This is a genomic window from Brachybacterium fresconis, assembly GCF_017876515.1.
In the GTDB taxonomy this organism is placed as follows: domain Bacteria; phylum Actinomycetota; class Actinomycetes; order Actinomycetales; family Dermabacteraceae; genus Brachybacterium; species Brachybacterium fresconis.
Map to the genome: position 1 here is coordinate 1,271,137 of NZ_JAGIOC010000001.1, position 25,460 is coordinate 1,296,596.

General features: G+C 69.4%; 29 protein-coding genes and 3 tRNA genes. 16 read left to right on the top strand and 16 right to left on the bottom strand.

Features of this window, described 5'->3' with window-relative positions:
- Positions 1-76 precede the first annotated feature (76 nt).
- Entirely contained in the window at positions 77-1,054 is a 978-nt protein-coding gene (locus JOF44_RS05800) for a BMP family lipoprotein (RefSeq protein WP_245348866.1), read from the bottom strand.
- Between the two features lie 402 nt (positions 1,055-1,456).
- Positions 1,457-2,683 carry a mannose-1-phosphate guanylyltransferase gene (locus JOF44_RS05805; protein ID WP_209888484.1) on the bottom strand — a complete coding sequence of 409 codons (1,227 nt, stop codon included), beginning with the start codon at positions 2,681-2,683 and terminating at the stop codon, positions 1,457-1,459.
- 287 nt (positions 2,684-2,970) lie between these two features.
- Here JOF44_RS05805 and sdhC point away from each other — a divergent pair, with 287 nt between their 5' ends.
- The 4 genes from sdhC (at position 2,971) to JOF44_RS05825 (ending at position 6,431) form a co-directional block, all read left to right on the top strand.
- The gene (sdhC, locus tag JOF44_RS05810) at positions 2,971-3,348 is read left to right on the top strand and encodes a succinate dehydrogenase, cytochrome b556 subunit (RefSeq protein ID WP_209888487.1); all 378 of its coding nucleotides are present in this window, start codon (positions 2,971-2,973) and stop codon (positions 3,346-3,348) included.
- A gap of 2 nt (positions 3,349-3,350) precedes the next feature.
- On the top strand, positions 3,351-3,809 hold the full coding sequence (gene sdhD, locus JOF44_RS05815; RefSeq protein WP_209888490.1) for a succinate dehydrogenase, hydrophobic membrane anchor protein: 459 nt from the start codon (positions 3,351-3,353) through the stop codon (positions 3,807-3,809).
- A 76-nt stretch (positions 3,810-3,885) separates the two neighbouring features.
- Positions 3,886-5,661, top strand: a complete 1,776-nt coding sequence (sdhA, locus tag JOF44_RS05820; RefSeq protein ID WP_209888493.1) for a succinate dehydrogenase flavoprotein subunit — start codon at positions 3,886-3,888, stop codon at positions 5,659-5,661.
- Positions 5,661-6,431 carry a succinate dehydrogenase iron-sulfur subunit gene (locus JOF44_RS05825; RefSeq protein WP_209888496.1) on the top strand — a complete coding sequence of 257 codons (771 nt, stop codon included), beginning with the start codon at positions 5,661-5,663 and terminating at the stop codon, positions 6,429-6,431. Before sdhA ends, JOF44_RS05825 begins: the two co-directional genes overlap by 1 nt.
- 183 nt (positions 6,432-6,614) lie before the next feature.
- On the opposite strand, the gene JOF44_RS05830 is transcribed toward JOF44_RS05825, so the two are convergent.
- From JOF44_RS05830 to JOF44_RS05885, 12 genes are all read right to left on the bottom strand, one after another.
- Positions 6,615-8,285: a thiamine pyrophosphate-binding protein gene (locus tag JOF44_RS05830; RefSeq protein ID WP_209888499.1), complete on the bottom strand. Its 1,671-nt coding sequence runs from the start codon at positions 8,283-8,285 to the stop codon at positions 6,615-6,617.
- Positions 8,286-8,507: 222 nt separating this feature from the next.
- Positions 8,508-9,329 (bottom strand): exodeoxyribonuclease III, encoded by an 822-nt coding sequence (locus tag JOF44_RS05835; protein WP_209888502.1) that lies wholly within the window; start codon positions 9,327-9,329, stop codon positions 8,508-8,510.
- Between the two features lie 75 nt (positions 9,330-9,404).
- Complete coding sequence (locus JOF44_RS05840; protein ID WP_209888505.1) at positions 9,405-10,790, bottom strand: hypothetical protein; 1,386 nt, start codon at positions 10,788-10,790, stop codon at positions 9,405-9,407.
- Positions 10,791-10,940: 150 nt separating this feature from the next.
- On the bottom strand, positions 10,941-11,831 hold the full coding sequence (locus tag JOF44_RS05845) for a bifunctional methylenetetrahydrofolate dehydrogenase/methenyltetrahydrofolate cyclohydrolase (protein WP_209888508.1): 891 nt from the start codon (positions 11,829-11,831) through the stop codon (positions 10,941-10,943).
- Positions 11,832-12,023: 192 nt separating this feature from the next.
- Positions 12,024-13,292, bottom strand: coding sequence for a serine hydroxymethyltransferase (gene glyA / locus JOF44_RS05850; protein WP_209888511.1), 1,269 nt, complete (start codon positions 13,290-13,292; stop codon positions 12,024-12,026).
- Between the two features lie 62 nt (positions 13,293-13,354).
- Complete coding sequence (locus JOF44_RS05855) at positions 13,355-14,482, bottom strand: UDP-N-acetylmuramate dehydrogenase (protein ID WP_209888514.1); 1,128 nt, start codon at positions 14,480-14,482, stop codon at positions 13,355-13,357.
- Positions 14,479-14,961, bottom strand: coding sequence for a MaoC/PaaZ C-terminal domain-containing protein (locus tag JOF44_RS05860; RefSeq protein WP_209888517.1), 483 nt, complete (start codon positions 14,959-14,961; stop codon positions 14,479-14,481). Before JOF44_RS05860 ends, JOF44_RS05855 begins: the two co-directional genes overlap by 4 nt.
- Positions 14,962-15,069: 108 nt before the next feature.
- Positions 15,070-15,519, bottom strand: a complete 450-nt coding sequence (locus tag JOF44_RS05865; RefSeq protein ID WP_209888520.1) for an FAS1-like dehydratase domain-containing protein — start codon at positions 15,517-15,519, stop codon at positions 15,070-15,072.
- A 235-nt stretch (positions 15,520-15,754) separates the two neighbouring features.
- Complete coding sequence (rpmG, locus tag JOF44_RS05870) at positions 15,755-15,925, bottom strand: 50S ribosomal protein L33 (RefSeq protein WP_076807681.1); 171 nt, start codon at positions 15,923-15,925, stop codon at positions 15,755-15,757.
- A 96-nt stretch (positions 15,926-16,021) separates the two neighbouring features.
- Positions 16,022-16,098 (bottom strand) — tRNA-Met (locus JOF44_RS05875).
- 55 nt (positions 16,099-16,153) lie between these two features.
- Positions 16,154-16,226: transfer RNA gene (locus tag JOF44_RS05880), tRNA-Thr, on the bottom strand.
- A gap of 85 nt (positions 16,227-16,311) precedes the next feature.
- Positions 16,312-16,393: transfer RNA gene (locus JOF44_RS05885), tRNA-Tyr, on the bottom strand.
- Between the two features lie 297 nt (positions 16,394-16,690).
- On the opposite strand from JOF44_RS05885, the gene JOF44_RS05890 reads away from it, so the two are divergent.
- The gene (locus tag JOF44_RS05890) at positions 16,691-17,179 is read left to right on the top strand and encodes a YajQ family cyclic di-GMP-binding protein (RefSeq protein WP_209888523.1); all 489 of its coding nucleotides are present in this window, start codon (positions 16,691-16,693) and stop codon (positions 17,177-17,179) included.
- 17 nt (positions 17,180-17,196) lie between these two features.
- Here JOF44_RS05890 and JOF44_RS21095 read toward each other — a convergent pair whose 3' ends face one another.
- A complete protein-coding gene (locus tag JOF44_RS21095) occupies positions 17,197-18,303 on the bottom strand; it encodes a tyrosine-type recombinase/integrase (protein WP_342591680.1) in 1,107 nt (368 codons plus the stop codon).
- Positions 18,278-18,892: a helix-turn-helix transcriptional regulator gene (locus JOF44_RS05900; RefSeq protein WP_209888525.1), complete on the bottom strand. Its 615-nt coding sequence runs from the start codon at positions 18,890-18,892 to the stop codon at positions 18,278-18,280. Before JOF44_RS05900 ends, JOF44_RS21095 begins: the two co-directional genes overlap by 26 nt.
- 112 nt (positions 18,893-19,004) lie before the next feature.
- Between JOF44_RS05900 and JOF44_RS05905 the strand changes: the two genes are divergently transcribed.
- The 11 genes from JOF44_RS05905 to JOF44_RS05955 all read left to right on the top strand — a co-directional run bounded on the left by JOF44_RS05905 (position 19,005) and on the right by JOF44_RS05955 (position 25,427).
- On the top strand, positions 19,005-19,190 hold the full coding sequence (locus JOF44_RS05905) for a helix-turn-helix transcriptional regulator (RefSeq protein ID WP_342591681.1): 186 nt from the start codon (positions 19,005-19,007) through the stop codon (positions 19,188-19,190).
- Complete coding sequence (locus JOF44_RS05910; RefSeq protein ID WP_209888529.1) at positions 19,187-19,735, top strand: hypothetical protein; 549 nt, start codon at positions 19,187-19,189, stop codon at positions 19,733-19,735. Before JOF44_RS05905 ends, JOF44_RS05910 begins: the two co-directional genes overlap by 4 nt.
- Positions 19,735-19,968 (top strand): hypothetical protein, encoded by a 234-nt coding sequence (locus JOF44_RS05915; protein ID WP_209888531.1) that lies wholly within the window; start codon positions 19,735-19,737, stop codon positions 19,966-19,968. Before JOF44_RS05910 ends, JOF44_RS05915 begins: the two co-directional genes overlap by 1 nt.
- A gap of 60 nt (positions 19,969-20,028) precedes the next feature.
- The gene (locus tag JOF44_RS05920) at positions 20,029-20,670 is read left to right on the top strand and encodes a hypothetical protein (protein ID WP_209888533.1); all 642 of its coding nucleotides are present in this window, start codon (positions 20,029-20,031) and stop codon (positions 20,668-20,670) included.
- Positions 20,667-22,007 carry a DUF3631 domain-containing protein gene (locus JOF44_RS05925; RefSeq protein ID WP_209888535.1) on the top strand — a complete coding sequence of 447 codons (1,341 nt, stop codon included), beginning with the start codon at positions 20,667-20,669 and terminating at the stop codon, positions 22,005-22,007. Before JOF44_RS05920 ends, JOF44_RS05925 begins: the two co-directional genes overlap by 4 nt.
- On the top strand, positions 22,004-22,189 hold the full coding sequence (locus JOF44_RS05930; RefSeq protein WP_209888538.1) for a hypothetical protein: 186 nt from the start codon (positions 22,004-22,006) through the stop codon (positions 22,187-22,189). The genes JOF44_RS05925 and JOF44_RS05930 overlap by 4 nt, the downstream gene beginning before the upstream one ends.
- A gap of 28 nt (positions 22,190-22,217) precedes the next feature.
- A complete protein-coding gene (locus JOF44_RS05935) occupies positions 22,218-23,321 on the top strand; it encodes an NUDIX hydrolase (protein WP_209888541.1) in 1,104 nt (367 codons plus the stop codon).
- The gene (locus tag JOF44_RS05940) at positions 23,318-23,701 is read left to right on the top strand and encodes a hypothetical protein (protein ID WP_209888544.1); all 384 of its coding nucleotides are present in this window, start codon (positions 23,318-23,320) and stop codon (positions 23,699-23,701) included. Before JOF44_RS05935 ends, JOF44_RS05940 begins: the two co-directional genes overlap by 4 nt.
- A complete protein-coding gene (locus tag JOF44_RS05945) occupies positions 23,698-23,925 on the top strand; it encodes a hypothetical protein (protein WP_209888547.1) in 228 nt (75 codons plus the stop codon). Before JOF44_RS05940 ends, JOF44_RS05945 begins: the two co-directional genes overlap by 4 nt.
- A gap of 3 nt (positions 23,926-23,928) precedes the next feature.
- Complete coding sequence (locus JOF44_RS05950; RefSeq protein WP_209888550.1) at positions 23,929-24,426, top strand: hypothetical protein; 498 nt, start codon at positions 23,929-23,931, stop codon at positions 24,424-24,426.
- 176 nt (positions 24,427-24,602) lie between these two features.
- Positions 24,603-25,427, top strand: coding sequence for a phage major capsid protein (locus tag JOF44_RS05955; protein ID WP_209888553.1), 825 nt, complete (start codon positions 24,603-24,605; stop codon positions 25,425-25,427).
- Positions 25,428-25,460 lie beyond the last annotated feature (33 nt).

The window sequence follows — 25,460 nt, forward strand, 5'->3', positions numbered from 1 at the left end:
GAGATCGTCGGCCGGGCGGTCGGACGAGGCGGTCCCGGCCCGGTCGGGGCCGGGACCGCCTCGGGGTCTCGACGTCTCAGGCGCCCTGGGGGGATGCCGTGGACTCGACGGTGACCTTGCCGTCGATGATGTCCTGCTCGAGGGCGTCGAGCTCGGTGACGAGCTCGGCGGGGACGTCGTCCTCGTACTCGTGGAACGGGGCCAGGCCCACGCCGCCGTTCTCGAGGGTGCCGACGTAGGGGGCGGCGTCGAACTCGCCCTCGGACGAGGTGGTGATGACGTCCTCGACGGCGGTGGTCATCTCCTTCATGACGGAGGTGAGGATGACCTCCTGGGCGGCCGCGTCGCTGGAGTTGGTCTCGTACCCGTCGGCGTCGACCCAGATCACCGTGCGGTCGTCGCCTTCCTTGGCGGAGGCCAGGGTGCCGGCGCCCACGGGGCCGGCGACCGGCATGATGATGTCCGCGCCGGCGTTGTAGAACTCGTCGGAGACGGCCTTGCCCTTGGACTGGTCCTCGAAGGTGCCCACGATGGAGCCCTCCTGGCTCTCCTTGTTCCACCCCAGGACCTGCACGTCCTCGCCCTTGGTCTCGTTGTAGTACGCGACCCCGTCGACATAGCCGTCCATGAAGATGGTGACGGTGGGGATGTTCATGCCGCCGTAGGTGGCGACCTTGCCGGTCTCGGTCATGCCTGCGGCGAGGTAGCCGGCGAGGAAGGCGGCCTCGGCGGTGTTGAACTCGATCGGCTTGACGTTCTCGACCTCGATCGGGTTGCCGTCCGCGTCCTGCGCGGTGGAGTCGACGATCGCGAAGTTGGTGTCCTCGTTGGCCTGGGCCGCGTTCCCCGTGGCGGGCGCCAGCAGGAAGCCCACCGTGATCACGAGGTCGCAGCCCTCGGTGACCATGTTGTTGATGTTGGGGGCGAAGTCCGAGGTGGTCGTCGACTCGGCCGAGGCCGTCTCGACGCCGAGGTTCTTCTCCGCGGCCAACAGGCCGTTGTAGCTGGACTCGTTGAAGGACTTGTCGTCCCAGCCGCCGGAGTCGGAGACCATGCAGGCCTTGTAGTCGCTGCTGCCACCGCCGTCGCTGGAGCCGCCGCCACCGGCATTCTCCTCGGGGGCGGTGCCGCAGGCGGCGAGGGTGAGTGCGCCGGCCCCGATCAGGGCGAGCGCGCGCGCGTGAAGCTCTTCATGGGTTCCTCCGCAGGAGAGTCGGGACCGATCGGGCCCCGCGTCGACTCGGGCGACTGCTCTGTCGCGTTCCGGAAGGACAATAGCCCCGCCGCGGCCCCGTCGGAGGCCGTGCCAGCACCTGGATGGGAACCGTTATGCAATCGACGCGAGCGCGAGACCGCGGCGTTTCCGCAGGACGCTCCGGAGGCCGTTCAGGAGGACGTCCGGACGGCGACCGGGCGCTGTGGACGCCGGCGCTCGCGACCTGTCCGGGCGTCCGCGTCAGCGCAGATGACCGTGTCCCGTCCCATCCAGTCCTGCGACGAGACGGGAGAGGTCCTGGGCGCGGTCGTCGGCGAGGACCAGCAGGACGTCCTCGGTGTCGACGATGCTGATGCCCTCCAGCCCGACCAGGGCGATGGGGCGATCGCGGGACCCGTACACCGTCGCCGTGGAGGAGACCGCCCCGACATCGGCGGTGCCCAGCACCTGGACGTCGCCGCCGGCGACGTCCCCGTTCGGCTCCGCCGCGCCCGCGGAGCCGACCGGTGGCGACGCGCGCAGCTGGCGGGCCAGCGCGGCGAAGTCGCCGATGTCGTCCCAGGCGAAGTCCGCGGGCACCAGGGCGACCCTCCCGGCGGCCGCGAGCGGCTCGGCCAGGGCGTGATCGATCGCGATTCTCGTCAGCTGCGGCCAGATCCGCTCCAGCACCTCCTGGTACCGGGCCGTGCCGTGCGCGGCAGCGATCGCCCGGACCCCGCGGGCGAGCGACGGGATCTGGGCGGCGAGCTCGTCCAGCAGCACGCGGGCGCGGGCCACGAAGATGCCGGCGTTCCAGGAGAAGGTGCCCGCGGCGAGGAACTGCTCGGCCCGATCACGGTCCGGCTTCTCGACGAAGCGGGCGACGGGGCGGGCGCCGACGGCATCCAGCGCGGTCGCCCCGGAGCCGCCGTCCCCCGCGGCCGCCGTCGCGGTGCCCGGAGCGCCGCCGGCCGCCCCCGCCGTGCTCTGCGCGCCCGTCCCCTGCTCGATGTAGCCGAATCCGGTCGCCGGGCGGGTCGGGGTGACGCCGAGGGTGACCAGATAACCGAGCTCGGCCGTGCGCCGCGCGGTGGTGACGGCGCGGACGAAGGCCTCCTCGTCGCCGATCAGGTGGTCCGCCGCGAAGGAGCCGATGACCGCCTCGGGCTCCTCCCGCTCCACGAGGGCCGCGGCCAGGGCGATCGCGGGCATCGAATCGCGGGGGGAGGGCTCGGCGAGGACCCGCGCACGGGGGCCGACGAGACCCTCCGCCTGAGACGTGACCGCCTCGGCGTGCTCGACGCCGGTGACGATGATCGGGGCGCGGTCCGTGAGCGGAGCCAGGCGGGCAAGGGTCTGCTGCAGCAGGGAGCGACCGGAGCCGGTGAGGTCGAGCAGGAACTTCGGATGCGCACGGCGTGAGAGCGGCCACAGACGGGTTCCGGCGCCGCCGGCCGGGATCACGGGGACGAAGGGAGCCTCAGGCATATGGCCAGCGTATCCGGGGCCCGGGAACCGGTGGAGGGACGACGCCCCGGGGACGGCGAGCCGTGTTCGCAGCACTCCGGGATGCACAGAACCTGCACGTCATGGTGCTACGCTGGCTCCGCCCCTGTCGGGGGCGATGATGATGTCGCCGTGTCGTGAAACGGGCGCCCGCCAGGCGCCCCGAGCGCCGCGAAGGCCGTCCGGGCCCGTCCCGGGGCCCGCGCGCCCCACCTCTGCGGCGGCGCATCCCGCTTCCCGTCGCCACCCGTCGCTTCTGGAGGATCTCCGTGGCATCAGCCCAATCCGGGACGCTCTATCGCGGACGCGAGGGCATGTGGTCCTGGGTCGCCCACCGCATATCAGGAATGCTCATCTTCCTGTTCCTCCTCGTGCACGTCCTGGACACCGCGCTGGTGCGGGTCTCCCCGGAGGCGTACAACGAGGTCATCGGTCACTACAAGACCATCGTGTTCGGTCTCGGAGAGATCGGACTGGTCGCGGCCGTCGTCTTCCATGCCCTCAACGGCCTGCGCATCATCCTCGTGGACTTCTGGTCGAAGGGCACCACCCACCAGCGCAAGCTGTTCTGGGGCGTGGTCGTCGTCTGGGTGGTCCTCATGGCCGGCTTCCTCCCCCGTCAACTCATGCACATGTTCGGAGCGTGATCATGAGCGCACAGTCCTCTCCCGCGATCCCTGATCCCACCACCCGCTACGCCCGCACCGGCCAGCGGGGCATCAACGCCGAGATGCTGTCGTGGCTCTTCATGCGCATCTCCGGCGTCCTGCTCGTGATCCTCGTCTTCGGCCACCTGTTCGTGAACCTGTGGCTGGGCGAAGGCGTCAACGGCATCGACTTCGCCTTCGTCGGCGGCAAGTGGGCCTCCCCGTTCTGGCAGGTCTGGGACCTGCTGATGCTCTGGCTGGGGCTCTTCCACGGCGGCAACGGCGTCCGCACGATCATCAACGACTACGCCCGCAACCCGACGCTGCGGCTGACCCTGAAGGGTCTGCTGTACTTCGCGGTCGTCGTCACCGTCGTCCTGGGCACGCTGGTGATCTTCACCTTCGATCCCTGCCCCGTCGGCGCCGAGCCGAGCCTGCTGCCCTCCTTCTGCACAGGCTGAGCCCCCTCCCGGAGGCCCGCTCGGCCCCCGGAACCCTCTTCCCGGTCGCCCCCTCGAAACGGAGCAGTCACCAGACATGCAGACCCATACCTACGACGTGGTCATCATCGGTGCCGGCGGTGCCGGCATGCGCGCGGCGCTGGAATCCTCCGGCCGCGCCCGCACCGCGGTCGTCACCAAGCTCTACCCCACGCGCTCGCACACGGGCGCCGCGCAGGGCGGCATGTGCGCCGCCCTGGCCAACGTCGAGGACGACAACTGGGAGTGGCACACCTACGACACCGTCAAGGGCGGCGACTACCTGGTCGACCAGGACGCCGCCGAGGTCATGGCCAAGGAGGCCATCGACGCGGTGCTCGACCTGGAGAAGATGGGGCTGCCCTTCAACCGCACGCCCGAGGGCCGGATCGACCAGCGGCGCTTCGGCGGGCACACCCGCGACCACGGCGAAGCGCCGGTGCGCCGCTCCTGCTACGCGGCCGACCGCACCGGTCACATGATCCTCCAGACCCTCTACCAGAACTGCGTCAAGCAGAACGTCGAGTTCTTCAACGAGTACTACGTGCTCGACGTCCTGATGACCGGCGACCCGCGCACCGACGAGGGCGTGCGCGCCTCCGGCGTGGTCACCTACGAGCTGGCCACCGGAGAGATCCACATCTTCCGCGCGAAGTCCGTGGTGTTCGCCTCCGGCGGGTTCGGGAAGATCTTCAAGACCACGTCGAACGCCCACACCCTCACCGGGGACGGCCCCGCCATGGCGTTCCGCCGCGGCATCCCGCTGGAGGACATGGAGTTCTTCCAGTTCCACCCGACGGGCCTGGCCGGCCTGGGCATCCTGCTGTCGGAGGCGGCCCGCGGCGAGGGCGGCATCCTGCGCAACAGCGAGATGGAGCGCTTCATGGAGCGCTACGCCCCCACGCTCAAAGACCTCGCCCCGCGCGACGTGGTCGCCCGGGCGATGGCCAACGAGGTGCGCGAGGGACGCGGCTGCGGCCCCAAGAAGGACTACGTCTACCTCGACCTGACCCACCTGGAACCCTCGCACATCGATGCGAAGCTCCCGGACATCACCGAGTTCGCCCGCACCTATCTCGGGGTGGAGCCCTACACCGAGCCGGTGCCGGTCTTCCCCACGGCGCACTACGGCATGGGCGGCATCCCCACCAACATCAAGGGTGAGGTCCTCCGCAACGAGACCGACATCGTCCCCGGGCTGTACGCGGCCGGGGAGACCGCCTGCGTCTCCGTGCACGGCGGCAACCGCCTGGGCACGAACTCGCTGCTGGACATCAACGTGTTCGGCCGACGCGCCGGCATCGCCGCCGCCGAGCACGCCGACACCGTCGAGATGCCGGACCTGCCCGACGGCGTCCAGACCCCGACCGACGAGCTCCTGCAGCGGCTGCGCGACCGGCCCGCCACCGAGGACCGCATCGCCGACATCCGTCGCGAGCTGCAGGAGACGATGGACGCCAATGTCCAGGTGTTCCGCACCGACGAGACCTGCCGCACGGCCCTGGGCGACATCGAGGCGCTCAAGAAGCGCTACGAGACCGTCGCGATCCAGGACAAGGGGATGCGCTACAACCTCGACCTCATGGAGGCCGTCGAGCTGGGCTTCCTGCTCGACCTCGCCGAGATCGTCACGCTCGGTGCGCTGAACCGCAAGGAGTCCCGCGGCGGCCACTTCCGCGAGGACTTCGATACGCGTGATGACGTCAACTACCTCAAGCACACGATGGCCTACCGCACCCTGGAGGGTGAGGAGGGGTCCGAGGGCACCACGGTCCGTCTGGGTACCAAACCCGTCGTGATCACCCGCTACGAGCCGAAGGAGCGTACTTTCTGATGACTGCCGTCGCCGAGAAGCCCCAGGCCGAATCCCCGCAGTCCGCCGCGGAGGAGATCCCCACGTTCCAGGTGACGATGCGCATCGCGCGCTACAACCCGGAGGACGACAAGGGCACCCACTGGGAGGACTTCACCGTCACGATGCACGGCACCGACCGTGTGCTCGACGCCCTGCACGAGATCAAATGGCACCAGGACGGGTCGCTGACCTTCCGCCGCTCCTGCGCCCACGGCGTCTGCGGCTCCGATGCGATGCGGATCAACGGCCGCAACCGTCTGGCCTGCAAGACGCTGCTGAAGGACCTCGACATCACCAAGCCCGTCACCGTCGAGCCCATCAAGGGGCTGCCAGTGGAGAAGGACATGATCGTCGACATGGAGCCCTTCTTCGAGTCCTACAAGGAGGTCATGCCGTTCCTGGTCGCCGAGGGACAGGAGCCCAGCCGGGAGCGTCTGCAGTCGGCCGAGGAGCGCGAGCGCTTCGATGACACCACCAAGTGCATCCTCTGCGCCGCCTGCACCTCCTCCTGCCCGGTGTTCTGGACCGACGGGCAGTACTTCGGCCCCGCCGCGATCGTCAACGCGCACCGGTTCATCTTCGACTCCCGCGACGACGCCGGCGAGCAGCGCCTGGAGATCCTCAACTCCAAGGAGGGTGTGTGGCGCTGCCGCACCACCTTCAACTGCACCGAGGCCTGCCCGCGCGGCATCCAGGTGACCAAGGCGATCGCCGAGGTGAAGCAGGCCGTGATCCGCGGCCGCGTCTGACCCGTCGCGCAGGGGGCGGGAGCGCCCCCGCGCCGCATGACCTGACGTACGACGCCCCGTCCGGAGAGATCCGGGTGGGGCGTCGTGCTGTGCTGTGCGTCCGGCAGAAGTCATGCCATGCCCGGAGGCCCGGGGCTGCGGGCGGGCGCTCCCGCGGGAACGCCGCACCCGAGCGGGCCCGCCTCAGGAGTTCACGCGGATGACCTCTTCCTGGTACGGGGCGATGACGGTGCCGGAGATCCGCAGATCCAGCACGAGGAAGGGGCGCTGCTCGGGCGCTTCAGCGGCCCAGCTCGACACCCGGTCCAGGTCGGCGAGGGAACGCACCACGATGCCCTCGGCCCCGGCCGCCGCCCCGAGAGCGGCGAAATCGATCTCCGGGATCAGCATGGGCTCGCGCACCAGGCCCTTGAGCCCGTAGAGGTTCACCTCGGCGCCGTAGGCCGCGTCGTTCCACACCACGGCGATCCCGCGGCCCCCGGCACTGCGGACGGCCGATTCGAGGTCGGCCAGGGCCATCGCCCCTCCCCCGTCGCCGGTGGTCAGCACCACGGTGGAGTCGGGATTGGCGCGGGCGGCCCCGGGCACGCTGGGCCAGCCCAGTCCGATCGACTGGAAGGCGGTGCCGACCATCGCCATGCGGTGGGGGTCGGCGATCGGCCAGTACATATTGGCCCAGGCGATGAAGTGGCCGCCGTCCGAGACGACCACTCGGTCCTCGGGCAGCAGCTCGCCCAGGCGGGCCGCGGCGGCTCGCGGGTCCAGGCGGCCGTCCTCGGCGAGCTCGGGTCCGACGGCATGGGTCCGCAGCGCCGGGGCGTCGACGGTCTCCCGCCACGGCGGTGTCGCTCTCCGAGCCGGATTCTGCTCCTGGTGCCGAGGCAGGGCGCGGGTGATCGCCTCGAGGCTCAGCCGCGCGTCGGCGCGCACGAACCCTCCCACCCGCGCGTGGGTCGCCGCGGGTGCTGTGTCCACCTGCCACACGGTGGTGTCTGGCTGGAACAGCTCCCCGAAGCGCATCGTGAACTGGTTCAGGTCCGCGCCGACCACCAGGGCCACATCGGCCTCGCGCACCCGTTCCATGGCCCCGGGGGCGCCGAAGCCGCCGGCGACGCCGAGGTCGTAGCGGTCCTCGGGGAAGATGCCGCGCCCCAGGGCGGTGGTGGTGGTCAGGGCGCCGGTCGCCGCGGCGAGCTCGCCGAGGGCCTCCCCTGCCCCGGAGAGCCAGGCGCCGCGCCCGGCCAGCAGCAGCGGGCGCTCGGCGCCGGAGAGGTCCTGGGCCAGGCGCGCGATCGCGGCACGGGTGAAGTCGGCCCTGGGGGCGAGCGGTTCGGGCCGCCCGGGGCCGGGGACCTCCGGGACGGAGCCGATGTCGAGCCGGGCGACGTCGTAGGGGATCGCGAGCACCACCGGGACGCGATAGGACAGGGCGTGCTCGATCGCGGTCACGGTCGCCGCGGCGGCGTCGATCCGTCCCACGGTGTAGGTGCGGACGCCGACGGCGGAGCTCAGCGCGATCTGGTCGACGTCCCAGGGGCGCGGGCCGGAGGTGGGCTCGTCGCCGACCACCAGGACCAGCGGGATGCGGGCCTGGGCGGCCTCGGCGAGGGCGGTCAGCGTGTTGGTGAATCCGGCGCCGTAGGTGGTCGTCGCCGCAGCCAGGCGGCCCGAGGTCCGGAAATGCGCGTCGGCGGCGACGACGGCCCCGGCCTCGTGGCGCACGGCCGTGTAGGTGGCGTCGGTCTCGCGCAGCAGGGCGTCGAGGAAGTAGGCGTTGCCGTTGCCCATCAGGCCGAAGACGTCGTGGACGTGCTGGGCGAGGGCGCGGGCGACATGGGTGGAGACGATGGCCATGGGGGTCCTTCCGAGATGTATGCGGAACGCAGATGCGCTGTCCGTATATGTCTCGCCCCAGGTCCGCCTGCGGTTTCGTGCCCCTTGTGAGAGCACCGGCGTCGACTCCTCCGTGAGCCCGCCTGACGGGGTCGAGGGTAGCACCGCCGGCCTCGCGGGCCCGCCGGGACGACGGCGGCGCCGCCCGCGCCGATCGAGGCTGCGGGCGGCGGCGGGCGTGGGTCAGGAGTAGGAGATCACCAGCGGCGCATGGTCGGACCAGCGGGTGTCGTAGCTGGGGGCGCGATCGACCGCGGCGGAGCTCGCCCGGGCGGCGAGGTCCTCGGTGGCCAGCTGGTAGTCGATCCTCCAGCCCGAGTCGTTGTCGAAGGCCTTCCCCCGCTGGGACCACCAGGTGTAGGGCCCGGGCCCGTCGCCGTGCAGGGTGCGGTGGACGTCCACGAAGCCGGCGTCGGTGGTGAGGCGGTCGAGGTACTCCCGCTCCTCGGGCAGGAAGCCGGCGGACTTGCGGTTCCCCTTCCAGTTCTTGATGTCCCATTCGGTGTGGGCGATGTTGATGTCGCCGGTGAGGACCACGTGGCGCCCGTCGGACCGCAGCTGCTCGAGGTGGAGCATCATGGTGTCGAGGAAGGCGTACTTGTCGGCCATGGTCTGCGGCTTCTCGGTGTTGCCCGAGTGCATGTAGCAGGAGATGACGGTCAGCGCCCGGCCGTCGCCGAAGGGATCGGCGAGGTCGATCTCGAGCCAGCGGCCGGTGTGCGCGTCGCCCTCGAGCCCGGGCAGGCCGTGACGGACGCCTTCGAGGTCGGCGTCCTGGCGATTCGAGCGCACGGCGATCGAGACGCCGGCGCGGCCCTTGAGCTGCGAGACCTCGCTGGCCGTGGACCAGTCCTCGCCGACCAGGTCGGGGACGAGGTCCTCGGGGGCCCGTACCTCCTGCAGGGTGACGACGTCCGCGGGGGTGGAGGCGAGCCAGTCGCCCATGCCCTTGCGGGCGGCGGCGCGGATGCCGTTGACGTTGACGGTGGCGAGGGTGAAAGTCATGGCTCGAGTATCCCAGGTGCTGCGCCGCTGCCGGTGCTCAGCTCCGTGAGTGGTTCCTCCATGCAGATGACAGGCTCATCTGATCCCGGGACCGGGAAGGGTGTACGGCTGGCCGAACTTGCCTCTGTCCGTGAGGATCTCCGGGATCGTCTTCTGGTCCCCATAGGTGCCGTCCTCCCGGCTCACGGAGACGTCGACGGTGTCGACGACCCTGCCGTCCTCGAGGTACTGCCGCATCGAGGGACCGGTCTCGATATCTTTGATGATGTTCCCGGTCTGACCTGTAGCGTCGTTGATGCTGTCTTGATAGTTCTGCACACCATGGTTCTCGCCGGGGTTGCTCGTCGGCGCGGGAAGACCGATCTCGTCCCGGTGCGACGCCGTCCCCGTGGCGTCGTGGGGGTCGCCGTCCAGGGTCGGCACGACGTCACCGACCGGGTGGTCACCGCGCAGCGGCGCGCCGATGTCCGCGAGCACCGGTGATGAGGGCGCATCCAGCACGGGTTCGTGCGCGAAGTTGACCGTCCTCGTGGAGGCGGGCACATCGGCGAGCTCGACCGGGCTGCCCACGCTCACGACGTTGCCGAAGTTCCATCCGTCGGGGGCACCGTTCACGGAGGGATCCGCAGCCAGATTGTTGGCGACGATACCTCCCTGGGAGTGAGCGACGAGGGAGACGTCCGCCCCGTGGGGGATCCCGGCGGATTCCATCGCCGCGATGACGGCCTGGGAGGAGTCAGTCTCCTGGCCGCCGAGGGCACCCGGGTTCTGGTTCCAGTCCATCGGATTTCCTGTGGCATCCGGCCCGATGATGTTCTCCATCGCCCCGTGGGAGCCAGGGACGTAGACGATGTACCGGGTCTGTCCGTCGTCGCCGAGGACCTGTTGGACGCGGATGGACGTCGAGTCCTCCTTCTGCGCCTCCCCGGCCGCGCGAAGGTTGTCCATCATCTCGGCGATCGTCGACGGGTCCGTGGCGCCGCCCGGTCGGCTGATGTCATCTGCCGTGATCGGCGCGATGTCATCGCCGGGGTCGTCGTGCGATCCCAGAGCAGCGCCGAGGCGAGGGCCGATGCTGCTGAGAAGAGGTCCCCCAGCAGTCGTCGGCGTGCCGCCGAACGCGATCGCCCCGCTGATCGCACCTCCGGCGAGCATCGACGCGACGCCACCGGCGATGAGCCCGCCCGCGCCGCCATCGGCCCCCGAGGCCCGATCCTGCTGTGCGACGTGGTCGACGAGGTCGGCAGCGGAGGTGTCGCAGCGTCGGGTCCATTCGGCGAACTGCTGCATCACGGAAGATGCCTGATCGCGGAAGGCGTCGGCATCCGAGCCGACCCAGGCCACCGCGGCGACGGATCCCATCAGCTCGGTCTCCAAGGACTCCAGGCGACGAGCTCGCGATGTCAGAAGCTCTGCGTGTCCGTGGACCTCCTCGGTCTCCATCCCCAGGAATCCGCTCATAAGCTCCCTGCCCCTTCCCTGCGCCGGGTGTTCCGGTTCGCCCTCGGCGCCGGGATCAGGCTAGAGCGATGTCACCGAGGCGGCCATGGGGACTGGTCCCCATGGCCAGGTCCCGCCGGGCCGTGCGACGACGGAGCTGCACAGGTCGTCTCAGCGCTGCTCGGCGGCGCGCTCGGCCGCCTCGACGACGTTCTTCATCAGCAGTGCGCGGGTCATGGGGCCGACGCCGCCGGGATTGGGGCTGAGCCAGGCGGCGACCTCGGCGACGTCCGGATCGACGTCCCCGATGAGCTTGGCCCTGCCGCCGGCGGGATCCTCCTGGCGCGAGACCCCGACGTCGAGCACGATCGCGTCGCGCTTGACGTCCTCGGGGCGCACCAGGTGCGCGCTGCCGGCGGCGGCGACGATCACGTCGGCGCGCCGCAGCTGGGCCGGCAGGTCCGCGGTACCGGTGTGGCACAGGGTGACGGTCGCGTTGTACTCGCGACGGGTCAGCAGGGAGCCGATGGAGCGGCCGACGGTGATGCCGCGCCCGACGACCACCACGTCCTTGCCGCGGAAGTCGAGACCGTGGCGCTCGACCAGCTCGATCACGGCCCGCGGGGTGCAGGGCAGGGGGGTGTGGATCGGGGTGTAGGCGTTCAGCACCAGACGGCCGAGGTTCATCGGGTGCAGACCGTCGGCGTCCTTGGCCGGGTCGATCCGCTCGAGGATCGCGTCCGTGTCGATCTGCGCCGGCAGCGGCAGCTGGACGATGTACCCGGTGCAGGTGGGGTCCTCGTTCAGCTCGTCGACGAGCGCCTCGACGTCGGCCTGCGCGGCGTCGGCCGGGAGGGTCTTCTGGATCGAGTGCAGACCGATCTGCTCGCTGTCGCGGTGCTTGCCGCGCACGTAGGCGGCGCTGCCGGGGTCCTCGCCCACCAGGACGGTCGCCAGGCCCGGACGGTCGTGTCCGGCCTCGACGAGTCGCGTGACGCGCCCGGCGAGCTCCTCCTTGATCGCCTTCGCGGTGGCCTTGCCGTCGAGGATCTGTGCCGTCATGGCGCTCCTTGTGTGGGGGTGGTGGGTGGGAGACGCGGAGTGGTGGTGGGTGGGAGACGCGGAGTGGTGATGGGTGGGAGACGCGCAGTGGTGGTGGGTGGGAGACACGCAGTGGTGCTGGTCGCCAGCGGCCGCCAGGGGCGGGGACGGGCGCAGGGCCCGGCGCCGCCGCGCCGGGCCCCACGGGGCCGATCAGTACTGCTGCAGGTCCGCGTACAGCGGCTTCGCGGCGGCCAGGGCCGAGGTCCGTGCGCGCAGGGTCTCCACGTCGGCGCCGCCGGTCAGGGCCAGGGCGATGACCTCGGCGACCTCGGTGAACTCCGCGGCGCCGAAGCCGCGGGTGGCCAGGGCCGGGGTGCCGATGCGCAGGCCGGAGGTGACGCGCGGCGGGCGCGGATCGTTGGGGACCGCGTTGCGGTTGACGGTGATGCCGACCTCGTGGAGACGATCCTCGGCCTGCTGACCGTCGAGCTCGCTGTCGACCAGATCCACCAGCACCAGGTGGACGTCGGTGCCGCCGGAGAGGACCTTGACGCCGGCGGCCGCGGTGTCCTCGGCCTGCAGGCGGTCGGCGAGGATCTTCGCGCCCTCGAGGGTGCGGGCCTGGCGGTCCGCGAACTCCTCGGAGGCGGCGACCTTGAGGGCGACGGCCTTGGCGGCGATGACGTGCATGAGCGGGCCGCCCTGCTGGCCCGGGAACACGGCGGAGTCGATCTTCTTCGCCCACTTCTCGGTGCACAGGATCATGCCGGAGCGGGGGCCGCCGATGGTCTTGTGGATCGTGGTGGAGACGACGTCCGCGTAGGGGACGGGGCTCGGGTGCAGACCGGCCGCGACCAGGCCCGCGAAGTGGGCCATGTCCACCCAGAGGGCGGCGCCGACCTCGTCGGCGATCTCGCGGAAGGCCGCGAAGTCGAGCTGGCGGGTGTAGGCGGACCAGCCGGCGACGATGACCTTGGGCTGCTCGGCGACGGCGAGCTCCCGCACCGCGTCCATGTCGATGAGGCCGGTTGCGGGATCGGTCTCGTAGGCGACGATGTCGTACAGGCGGCCGGAGAAGTTGATCTTCATGCCGTGGGTGAGGTGGCCGCCATGGGCGAGCGAGAGGCCCATCAGCTTGTCGCCGTGACGGGCCAGGGCGTGCATGACCGCGGCGTTCGCGGTGGCGCCGGAGTGGGGCTGGACGTTGACGTGCTCGGCGCCGAAGAGATCCTTCGCGCGCTGGATCGCGATCTCCTCGGCGACGTCGACCTCCTCGCAGCCGCCGTAGTAGCGACGACCCGGGTAGCCCTCGGCGTACTTGTTGGTCAGGACGGATCCCTGGGCCTGGAGCACGGCGCGGGGGACGAAGTTCTCGCTGGCGATCATCTCCAGCGTGCGCTGCTGGCGGGCGAGCTCACGGTCGAGGACGCCGGCGATGTCCGGGTCGAGTTCGGCGATGGACTGGTCGAGGACGTTCACGGGGCCTCCTGCGGTGACGGGCGGGACTACGGCGGGCGCCGCTCCCATATCCTAGGCCGAGCTCACAGCTGGAGGCCCAGCCGGACGGGTTCCGGGACCAGGTGGATCCCGTAGGCCTGCTCGACGCGGTCCTGCACGTCGTGCGCGAGGGTCACGAGATCCTCGCTGCTGGCTCCGCCGCGGTTGGTCAGCGCGAGCGAATGCTTGGTCGAGACCGCGGCACGCTCCCCCACCGCGTGCCCGCGCTCCACACCGGAATGGCTGATCAGCCACGCCGCGCTGGTCTTCACACGGCCGTCCCCGGCGTCGAAGCGCGGCGCCTCCGGGGGCAGGGCGGCGGCCCGGTCGGCCTCCAGGATCGGGTTGGTGAAGAAGGAACCGGCGCTCCAGGTGTCGTGGTCGGCCGGATCGAGCACCATGCCCTTGGAGGCGCGCAGGGCGAGGACCGCCTGGCGCACCTCCTGCATGGGGGCCCGGTCCCCCACCTCGACGCCCAGCGCGCCGGCGAGCTGGGCGTAGCGGATCGGGGTGGAGAGGTGGCCGAGGGTGTGCTGGAAGGTCACCGAGAGCACCACGTACCGGCCGGTGGCCGAGGGCACGGGCCCGGTGTGGCGGGTGCGCTTGAAGACGCTGTCGCGATAGGAGAAGTCGCAGTCGGCGGCGAAGAAGGTGCGCACGGCCCGGCGCTCCCGGTCCCAGGTGCGCACGCGGGAGATCGTCGCGGAGACCTCCTGGCCGTAGGCGCCGACGTTCTGGATCGGGGTGGCGCCGACGGTGCCGGGGATGCCCGAGAGCGCCTCGATGCCGACCATCTCGCGGGCGATCGCGTAGCGCACTGCCCGGTCCCAGTTCACGCCGGCGAAGTATTCGACGATCGCTCCGCCGCAGGTGGGATCGAGGGGGGTGAGCTCGGCGGGGTCGACGGGGATGCCGTCGGGCTCGCCGGAGGCGCCGACCTCGCAGGTGGCATCCAGCAGCGGCGGGTCCTCGGGATCGCGCAGCAGCACGACGGTGCCGTCGAACGGCTCGTCGGAGGCGACCAGGTTGGATCCGCCTCCCAGGACCAGCAGCGGCCGACCGGCCTCGTCGGCGGCGGAGACCGCGTCGATCACCTCATCGGCGGTGCGCGCCTCGACCAGGTCCGTGACGGGGCCGCCGATGCGGAGGGTGGTGAGATCACCGAGCCTCATGCCGAGGCGCCCGCGGTGGTGGCGATGGTGGCGCGAGCACGTCCGAGCACCTTGGTGCCGTCGACCTCGGCAGTGAGGTCCGCACGGGCGGTCCCGGCCGCCTCGTCGACAGCGCCGACGACGGCGACGACGTCGAGGGTCACCGAGCCCGTGGCGGGCACGGGGACAGGGTTGGTGAACCGCACCGAGTACTCGCGCACGAGGGTGGGGTCGCCGAGCCGCTCGAGCAGTCCCGTGAGGGCGGTGCCCATGGTGAGCATGCCGTGGGCGATGACGCCGGGCAGGCCGGCCTCGGTCGCGGCGGTGTCGTTGTAGTGGATGGGGTTGAAGTCGCCGGAGGCGCCGGCGTAGCGCACCAGGGAGTCGCGAGAGATCTCGTGGCGGGTGCGGGCGAGCTCCTGGCCGATGCTCAGACCGGTGAGGTCCAGCGGCTCCGGGCCGGTCGCGGGCGTGGTGGGGGTGTCCGAGGTGGCGGTCATCTCTGCTCCTGGGGTCGTGGCGTCACGGCCGGTCGACGGCGGACGGGCGGGTCGGCGGCGGGCGCGGGTTCGGCGGGCCGGTGGCGTGCGGAGTGCAGGTCGGGGCGGTCAGTCGCCGCGCACGACGATCAGGCTCGTCACGCTCGCGACCTCGGCACCGGCCTCGTCGGCCAGGTCGACGCGGGTGGTGATCATCGTGTGGCCCCCGGCGGCGCGCACGGATTCGACGCTCAGCGTGGGGACCAGGCGGTCCCCGGCGACCACGGGGCGGTGCAGGGCGAAGGACTCCTGGCCGTGGACGACCCGCGTGAAGTCGATGCCGGCGGCGGGATCCTCGATGTACTGGGCCTCCGTGGCCTGAGCGAGGGAGACCAGGAAGGTGGGCGGGGCGATCACGTCGGCGTGCCCGGCCTCGCGCGCGGCGGCGGCGTCGGTGTGCAGCGGGGAGCTCGAGCCCGTGGCGCGGGCGAACTCGGCGATCTTCACGGAGGAGACGGTGTGCACAGGACCGGCAGGGTACGTGCGGCCGGCGAAGGCGGGATCAGGGGTGGTCGTCATGAACTCTCCCGGGGGACGTGGCGCAGGGCCGACGGTGGACGGTGGGCATCAGGTCGACGGCGGGTGAGGGGCCGAGGACTGCTGTCTGTTCGATGATCTCACCCTCGAGGATGGTCCCACCGTCGCTCGCACGGCGTCGGACATCCGGCCCGCACGGCCTGGAACCGGCTCCGGACGCACGAAAAGCCACCCGGGACATGCCCGTGTGGCCTTTGGTGTGGTGCGCGGGGCCCGCTCAGCGGGTCTCGCGATGCGCCGTCTGCTTGCCGCAGGTCGGGCAGAACTTCGACAGCTCCAGCCGGTCCGGGGTGTTGCGACGGTTCTTCTTGGTGATGTAGTTGCGCGCCTTGCACTCGACACAAGCCATGGTGATCTTGGGACGCACGTCGGAGGTCTTGCTCGCCACGGTTCGCCTCTTTCGTCCGGGTGGCGCGCCCAGCGGCGCACCTCGTGGGTCCCCGTGCTCGGGGGATGTGGAACATGCACTCCGGTAGGACCGGCGTGGTACCGAGGGCGGGGATCGAACCCGCGACCTCACGATTATGAGTCGTGCGCTCTAACCGTCTGAGCTACCCCGGCTTGACCGATGAGAACGGCCCGATCTCGAATGAGACCGGGCCGCCGCATCCATCAGAGCCCTGAAAGGGAATCGAACCCTTGACCTTCTCCTTACCATGGAGACGCTCTGCCGACTGAGCTATCAGGGCAACCTGATGAACCTTACCCGCCGGTCTGCCGCGAGGCAATTCGGGGGCTGGTCCCGGTGCTTCGAGTCACAAGGACTCTCCGCGGTGGCAGGTGAGGGATTCGAACCCACGAAGGCGATGCCAGCTGATTTACAGTCAGCTCCCTTTGGCCACTCGGGTAACCTGCCGTCGTCCGCATCCCTCGGCATCCGATCGAGATCGGGGTGCCGTCGGCAGCGGACTCGGAACAGCATACCGGCGCGCCGCCGACGGCGCTAACCCAGAGGCCCTCTGCGGCGCATGAAGAAGGTCACAGGGGTCGATGGGGCTCCCGACCAGGCCCGTTGGGCGCGCCCGCCGATGCACGAGGATGCAGGAGAAGGACAGGACCGGCCCCTCGGGCCGGTCCACGAGAACAGCTCCACCCGCGAGGGTGACCGCAGAGCGTCACCCCCGTGGGTGGCGGCAGGAGGGAAGGACGCACCGTGGCAGATTCATCGTTCGACATCGTCAGCGAACTCGACCGCCAGGAGATCGACAACGCCGTCAACCAGGCCATCAAGGAGGTGGGTCAGCGCTACGACTTCCGGAGCACCGGGGCATCGGTCGGGCTCCACGGCGACGAGATCGTGCTGACCGCCAATGCGGAGGAACGGGTGCTCGCGGTCCTCGACGTGCTGCAGTCCAAGCTGATCCGTCGCGGGATCTCCCTGAAGGCGCTGGACGTCGGGGAACCGAAGCAGTCCGGCAAGGAGGTGCGCCTGGTCGCCGCCCTCAAGGAGGGCATCTCGAGCGAGGACGCCAAGAAGATCTCGAAGATCATTCGCGACGAGGCCCCCAAGTCGGTCAAGGCGCGCATCCAGGGCGAGGAGCTGCGGGTGTCCTCGAAGAACAGGGACGATCTGCAGTCCGTGATCGCGCTGCTGAAGGAGAAGGACCTCGACCTCGCGCTCCAGTTCACGAACTACCGCTGAACCCCCTGCTCAGCAGGTCAAACCTGGCCTATAGTCCGCAGAGAGTCCGCAGGAGCATCGAGAACGGACCGCATCAGGGTCGCCGCCGCGTCTCTGGTGCGGTCCTCTGCGTCCGGCCAGAGGTGGCTGTACGTGTTCAGCGTGATGGACGGCTGGGAGTGCCCCAGCGCCCTCTGCACCGTCACCACGTCGCAGCCCGAGGAGATCAGCGCCGACGCATAGAAGTGCCGGAGCGTGTGCAAGGTGTAGGTCGCCGGGAGCTTCGCGGCCTTGCGGATCTCGCGCCAGATGTGGCCGGCAGAGTTGCGGTTCAGCAGGTCTCCCCCGCGGAAGAAGAAGTAGCTCTCGTCGCGGATCGTGCCGATCTCCGAGATGTGCCGCGCCAGAATGTCGGCCAGCTCCTTCGGGATCGCGATGGTCCGCTCCGAGCCGGCCTTCGGCGACTCCAGCCGCGTCGACTCCACGTTGTCGCCCTGCACCTGCCGATCCACGCGCAGCGTCCGCCGCAGGAAGTCGACATCACCGATCTGCAGGCCCGCCGCCTCCCCCAGGCGCAGTCCTGCGAAGGCGCAGACCGCGACCAGCGCGCGGTACTCCTTCGGCGCGGCATCGAGGGCGGCACGGACCTGCTCGACGGTCGGGATCACCATGGTCTGCTCGGCCCGGCGCCTCCGAGGTAGCTTCACACCCTCCGAGGGGTCGACGGGGATCTCCCTGTCGCGGACCGCGCCGCGCAGCACCATCGACACATAGTTGAACCGGGTGCGCACCGTCGACGGGGCGAGCCGCCCAGAGGACTCCTTCACCCATTCTTCGACGTGCGAGCGCCGGAGCTTCGCCAGCGGCACCGAGCCGAACGACACCGACTCGACGGCCTGGTCCGCTGACTCCCGGGTGCCGCGGGCCCACACCTGACGATCAGCCCACGACGGGTACCAGGCAGAGAAGGTCGCCTTGCCGGCGCTGGGGTCGACGTACTGACCCGTCTTCTTCGACGCCGTAACGTCGTCCAGCCAATCCTGCCCGTCGACCTTCCGCCTGAAGTGCCGCGCGCGCTCCTTCCCCGCGTCATCGCGGTACCGGGCGCGCCAGCGGCCGTCAGGACGTTTCCGGATCGACGCCACGGCCGTCCCTCCCGATGCCGAACTTCTCCCGCAGATCGGCACTGTCCGTCACCAGCTCCGGCTCCTCGCCGTCGGCCTTCTGGCGCTCCTCCCGCTCTCGCTTCATCTGCCTCATCGCTCCTCGCTGAAGATCCTGGACACTCTCTCCTAAGAGACGTTGCGTCTCTTTCACGAGGAACGTCCACGCGTTCACGTCATCCTCAGCAATGTCGAGGTCTTCCGCGCCTAAAAGCGACGTGATGTTTTTGAGCTCAGCGATACCGTCCAACCAGTCCAGAATGCCGTTATGACCGGACTCGCGTCCATGGAGCGCCATGCGGTATGCGCGCTCTAGTTCCACTACCGGAGAATCTACCGGGCGCAGCAAGTCGCTCATAGCTAGGCCTAGAGCTTTAGCGATGGCCATTCCTTCATCGAGACGGATCGTGCGCGTGCCGTTCTCGATCTTCTGCACGGTCTGCGGGAAGAACTTGAACCCCTCCAAGGTCACCAGCTCAGCGAGCTCGGCCTGACTCAGCTCGCGTTCTTTCCGGTAGCGCGTCACGTTCTTTCGGACATCCGCAAGGTGGTCCCTGGTGTTGTCTTCCATGCCCAGACTGTACACCGCGGGAGTGTCCTGTTGACACCCCAGCCGTGCCCGTGCTTCACTAACACTCACAGGGTGTCGAAGAGGCACCACAGGAGTGAGAGAGGAGGACACCGTGAACATCAAGCTGCTGACCATCCCCCAGGCAGGGGAGCTGCTCGGCAAGACCGCTCGGCAGATGGAGTGGCTGATCTACACCGGCCAGGCACCGCGCTCGGCCAAGATCGGCGGCCGTCGCATGTTCCGCGAGTCGGACATCGAGAACTGGGTCAACGAGCAGTTCGAGAAGGAGTCCGCATGACCACCACGACCAACGAAAAGACCCCCAGCGCCGATCTTGCCGGATGCCGCGCTGAGGGCCTGGAATCCACCCCGATCAAGGAGATCAAGATGAACAGCACCATCGTATCCGCGGCCGTCCCGACCCGCATCCAGCTTGACGAGTTCGCGGTGATCGACGTCGACCCCCGCGACGAGAACGCGGAGATCACCTTCTCCTCGCGCAACGAGTTCGGCGAGACCCGCACCACGTTCGGGATCGCCCTCGCGCCAGAGGAGGCCCGCAAGCTTGCCTCCGCCCTGTTGGACGCGTCCGCGCCCGACCTCGGATCGGCCGATGCCGAGGAGATCGAGGAGCACGTCGCGGTGGCACGCAAGATGCCCGTCAACGTCCCAGTCTCCGAGCTCGCCGCCGGCACCGTGACCGACATCTTCCGCTGGGCGCAGGACCACGACATGGGTTCGGGCGACGTGATGGCCATCGTCGAGGATTACATCGACGGCGTGGCCGAGGCCGAGTGCATGTCGCCCGCGAAGGTCGCCGCGAAGATGCGCGAGGCCCGCTGATGCGCACGATCAACTGGCGCGCCCATATGCAAGCGATCTTCTCCAGCAGGGCCGGTCTGCGAGTCGGCCCCTCCGATCAGCCGGGGAGCTTCGGGATCCTCGGCCCAGACATCTCGGTCACCCGTCCCCGAGCCGGTGATTACACGGGAGTCCTCAGCTATCCCCGCACCGCGGACGACCATCGGCGACTCGGAGATCTGCTCCATCGCATCGCCGACGACATCGACAACTGACCCCGAGGGGGCGGCACCCAGTAGAGGTTCCGCCCCCTCTCCATCCCGAAGGGAGGACCGATGACCCCCATCCCCAGCTTCAACCTTCCCGCCCGCCTCGACCCCGAAGGACTCGACTACACCGAGCGCGTCGTCGCCGCGGGTGTTCTGGGCGCTGCGCCCGATCTCACCACTGAGACGATCGCGGCGCTGCGCGGCAGCGACTTCGAGTCTGTGGCCCTCGAAACTGTCGTGCGGGCCGTCGACCGGACGATCCGCGCGGGACGGCGGAAGACCCCGGCGAGTATTACCTCGGTTGCCGTCGAGCACGGCGTTATCCGTCAGCGGCACGAGGTCGAGTTCGAGCGGCTCTTGCACGACCTGATCGACGGCGGCATGGGCGACCTCGGCACCTGGCAGGCACCGACGCTGATCTTTCGCAGCGGACTGCGGTCGCTCCTTGAGATCACCGACCGCGCCGAGCAGGTGCGCGAGATCTACCAGCCCGACGGGCCATGGTTCGGACACTCCGGTCTCGACCCTGCAGGAGCGTCGATCGCGGCAGCGCCCGACCTTGCTGATGCTCTCGATGGTCTCGCCCAGCAGCTACAGGCCGCGGCTCTCAGGCTGCGTACCGAGGTCGCCCCGCGTGACGAGTTCACGGCACGGCGCCTCGCCACGAGACCCGGTGTCCGGCTCGTCCGTCAGGCGGTGAGCGCATGAGCCGCCCCGGCCACGAGATCCTCGACGAGCTCGAGCAGACCTTCCGTCGCTTCACCATCCAGCAGGCACCCCAGGACTACGAGGCCCTCGCCCTCTGGAGCTTGTACACCCACGCGGCCGCGTCCTTCGATTACGCCCCTCGCTTGGTGCTGACGAGCGCTGAGAAGCGCTCCGGGAAGTCCCGCACCATGGAGATCGCCGCGGCGCTGACGCACAACCCGATGATGACGGCCTCGGTCACCCCAGCGGCGCTGTACCGATCGATCCCCAACGACGGCGGGACCCTCACGGTCTTCGCCGACGAGGCCGACACGATCTACGGCAAGAATGCCTCCAGCGAAACCGCAGAAGCGCTTCGCGGATTCATCAATGCCGGATTCAGGCGTGGATTTCCCACGATGCGATGCGAAGGACCGTCCAACATCGTGACGGCCTACTACACCTTCTCTCCGGTCTGTATCGCGGCGATCGGCCACCTTCCCGACACAGTGGTCGACAGAGCGGTGAACATCCGGCTCCGGCGCCGTAAGGCCTCCGAGACCGTCGACTCCTACCGGCTTCGCACCGACGAGCCAGGACTGCTCGATCTCGCTGCTGCGGCCACCGAGTGGGCCATCGAGCACGCTGACGAGATCACTGCCCACACTCCTATCGACGTACCGGTCGACGACCGGGCTGCGGATCTCTGGGAGCCGCTCATCACGGTGGCGGACATCGCCGGCGGCTCTTGGCCAGATCGGGCGCGTGACGCTGCTCGGCACCACACCGGGGCCGAGGCCGACGACGAGGACGAGTCCACCGGCATCGAGCTGCTGAGGGACACCAAGGAGGTGCTCGAGCTCCATCACGGGGACCGCATTGGCTCCAGCAGTCTGGTCGAGCTCCTCAGGGGGAAGGACGAGTCGCGATGGGCGGACGAGGATCTCAAGCCGCGGCGCCTCGCGATGACGCTCAAGGAGTTCGGGATCAGACCGACGAGGATGCCCAGCGGCAGTGGGCGCGGGTACTGGATCAGCAACTTCGAGGACGCCTTCGATCGCTACTTGACCCCCTCCATTGCCCCTATCCCCCCTACCCCCTCGCCTCAAGCGACAGAAGCGACAGATTTGCAAGATGACCAGGGAGAACAGTCCAGTCACATCTCTGTCACTTCTCCCCCGTCTGTCACTTCAAGTGACAGACCGACAGAGAACCGACAGAGCCATCCTCGCAGGTCACGCCCTGAATCTGTCGCTTCTGTCACTTCTAGCAGGGGGGTCGACGGGGAAGAGGGAGAACAGCACCTCGGACCCCAATTATTCGACGCAGGTTTCGGCCATGGAGGCGATGCCGCATGACCCCCGGCCCCCGCACAGTCGCCGTCCGTCCGTGGCGCTGGCACTACGACGAGACCGGGACCGTCGAGCTCTGCATGACGCTCTCGGACAGGCGATCCCAGATCATCATCCCGGCCTGGCAGCTCCGCGACATCGCCGACGCCCTCCACGACCGAGCCGACGAGCAGGAGCAGACATCGTGACGATCCACCCCACCTCCGAGGAGCCCCGATGACCGTGATGCGCAGAGAGATTGACGTGCCCGTTGCCGAGCTCTTCGACAGCCTCGAATATGGCGACTTCGCCGCCCCTGCGACTCCTGTCCCCGGTTGGCGGTATCAGCCGATCACCGCGGACGGGATGATCAGGAACGCCGACCCCGACACGCTTGAAGCACCCCTTGCTCTCTGCGGGGGATGGGAGCTCGAACGTTCGCAGCTGTCCATGTGGAACAGGCCCCGGACCCCGAAGCAGCTTGTCGCGATCCACCACGACCCGGCCTGCGTCTGCGGCTACCGCATCTGTAACACGCTGGGCACTCTGCGTGATTACATGCGCCAAGAGTCCGAGATGTGGAACCTCGACGACCCGATCGCCTACGGCAAGGACGGCTTTGCGGCGATCGCTCTCGTCTCGGTTGAAGGCCACGGAATCGCCGCCGCCCGCTCCACCGTCGAAGCTGAACATCCCGGCACGATCCGGATTACCAACTACCGCCTCACCGGGACGGTCTACATTCCGCGGACGTGGAGTCACGTCGAGATCCCAGACTCCGTGGCCGATGCGGTTGCGGCCCGCTACCCGGCCCTCACCGTCGAGCGGATCCCCACCCTGTACGAACCGCCCGGCGTGACCGCCAGGCCGGCACCAACCCCCAGTGTCGACGCGTACCACCCGGAGACGGAGCGGTGGGGACGCGAGGGGGCCGCGTCGGCGCTCATCCGCAACGACGGGAAGTTCCTGATCGTCCGGAGCCTCAGTATGCCCCGCTGGGAAGCACCCGGCGGCGCCCGTGGCCGACACGAGACGTACCAGGACGCTGCGCTGCGGGAGGCCGGAGAGGAGGCCGGATATCGACCAGTCAGATTCGAAACGCTCGCCGACGTTCATTTCGAGGACCGCGGCTGGAATCACCATTCGTTCGCGATCGATGCGCGTTCCGGATTCAACACCAAACTGCAGAAGCTTGTCCGCGCCATGCATGCACCGAGGTGGGCCGACCGTCAAGCACTCAAAGGATTGGCGATGTTCGGTGCCCTGACACCCGACTTCAAGCGCGATTTGCCCGAGCTGCTCGCAGCGTTCGATCGCCACGACAAGGAGAACAACCAATGACCGACGACCAGTCCTGGACCTACCCCCACGACCGCGCTAATCCGCAATGGGTCACGAACGCGGACGGGGAGACCACGAAACTCGTGTTCACCGACGAGGATGGCAATCCGATTCCCGCCTGCCCCGAATGCGCCGGCATCCATTTGTACGGCCTGACATTCGAGCACGCGCCGCGCTGCGCACTCTACGAGGCCGACGCGTCCCGAGCTGCCGCCGACCACGAACTAGGGAGAGGAGTACGCCCCGCGACAGTCACCGAGGAGGCCTTCGCCGCTGCGCTCGGCACCGTCGCCACCGACGGGCAGCAGCTGATGGTCACCTTCGCGCACGGCGGTATCCACCACCGTGCTGCACACATCGAAGAGGAGGAGACGAAATGATCGACGGACCGGAATACCACGACGAGGACGGCAACCGCCTGTTCAACCAGGAGCAGGTGAACGTTCTGCTCGCGAGAGGGAAGCGCTCCACCCGCGCCGTCAAGGCCGACGAGTACGACAAGGCCTGCCGCGAGCGCGACATGTGGAAGCGCCACGCCCAGACGAACCTCGGCAAGATCGAGGCCCTCGAAAAGATCATTGACCGATACATCATGGAGGACTGACCAATGAGCACCAACACCACCCAGAACCCGCAGGACGCCGCCCAGGACCACGAGACCCCCGAGGACGCCCAGGACGCCGCCGAGGCACCGGAGACCGACCAGGAGGCCACCGAGGAGACCCAGGAGTCGCCGAACAAGGAAGCCGCCCGGTACCGGGTCAAGCTGCGCGAGACCGAGACCGAGCGGGACCAGCTCTCGACCGAGCTCGCCACCGCGCAGGCGACCATCGACCAGCTGAGGACCCGGCACCTCGAGGACGCCCTCGGTGCCACGCAGCTCGCCGCGCTGCGCTACCACGAGGTCTCGACCGACGATGTGCTGCGCGAGGACTGGACCGTCGACCCCGACGCCGTGAAGCGAGTCAAGGACCAGGGCAAGCGCCGCGGCGTCATCTGGCGCCCCACCGGCGCGGCCTACAAGCCCAACGCCGGCACCGGCGGTGCTGACACCGGCCAGCCCGTCTCCTGGGCCGACGCCGCCCGCGGCAACCGCGCCAACTGACCAGGACCAGGTAGACTAACTGCAGGACGGTGAGGTCGGGTCGCACGCCAGGCGCGGCGACCCGACCCTCCACCTCCCGGACGACGCCCCAGGCAGGGTGTCCCGCAACAGCCCCAGGCGGGCCAGCGGTAGACCAACTCATACCCCTGCCTGAAAGGCACCCCATCATGAGCTTCATGACCACTTCCCTCGGCGTCGACTCCATCCTTCCTCCGGAGTACGGCGCACTGATCACCGACCCCCTCGAGGCCGAGGCCCTCGCCTTCCGCCCCCAGGTCGCCACCACCACCCGCCTCGCCGAGCACGGCGTCCTTCGCATCCCCCGCGTCGTCTCCGACGCCGCCGCCCAGTGGGTCGAAGAGGGCCAGGAGATCGCCACCAGCGAGCCCACCCTCGACGAGATCACCGTGATCCCCACCAAGGTCGCCGGCTTGGTCCCCACCTCCCGCGAGCTCGCCAATGACAGCAACCCCGGCGCGATGGATATCGTCGGCCGATCCCTCGCCCGCGCCATCCGCGACCAGATCGACGCTGCGTTCACCGGAGACCTGGCAGCGCCCGCGCCCAGCGGCCTCGCCAGCCTCACCGACGGGATCAACGTCATCGAGTCCGGACCGCTGACCGACCTCGACCCGATCTACGAGGCGCGCGCCGCTGTCGAGTCCGCCGGCGGCAGCGCCACCGTCGTGCTGGTCAACCCGGCCGATGCCCTCGCGCTGCGGAAGGTGAAGGAGTCCGACAGCTCCAGTCGTGGCCTGCTCGACACGCTCGACACGCTCGACGGTGTTCCCGTCATTCGACACGCAGGCATCACGGCAGGACAGCTGTGGGTGATCGACAACAGCGCGGTCTACACGGCTCTGCGTGAGGACGTCGAGATCGCCATCTCGGACGGGCCGTACTTCACCTCCGACCGGATCGCGATCCGCGCCACCGCCCGCGTCGGCATCGCCTTCCCCTACCCCGGACGGCTCGCACGCATCGACGTGACCGCAGCCTGATCACACCGAACGGCCCGGAGCATCCGACCAGAT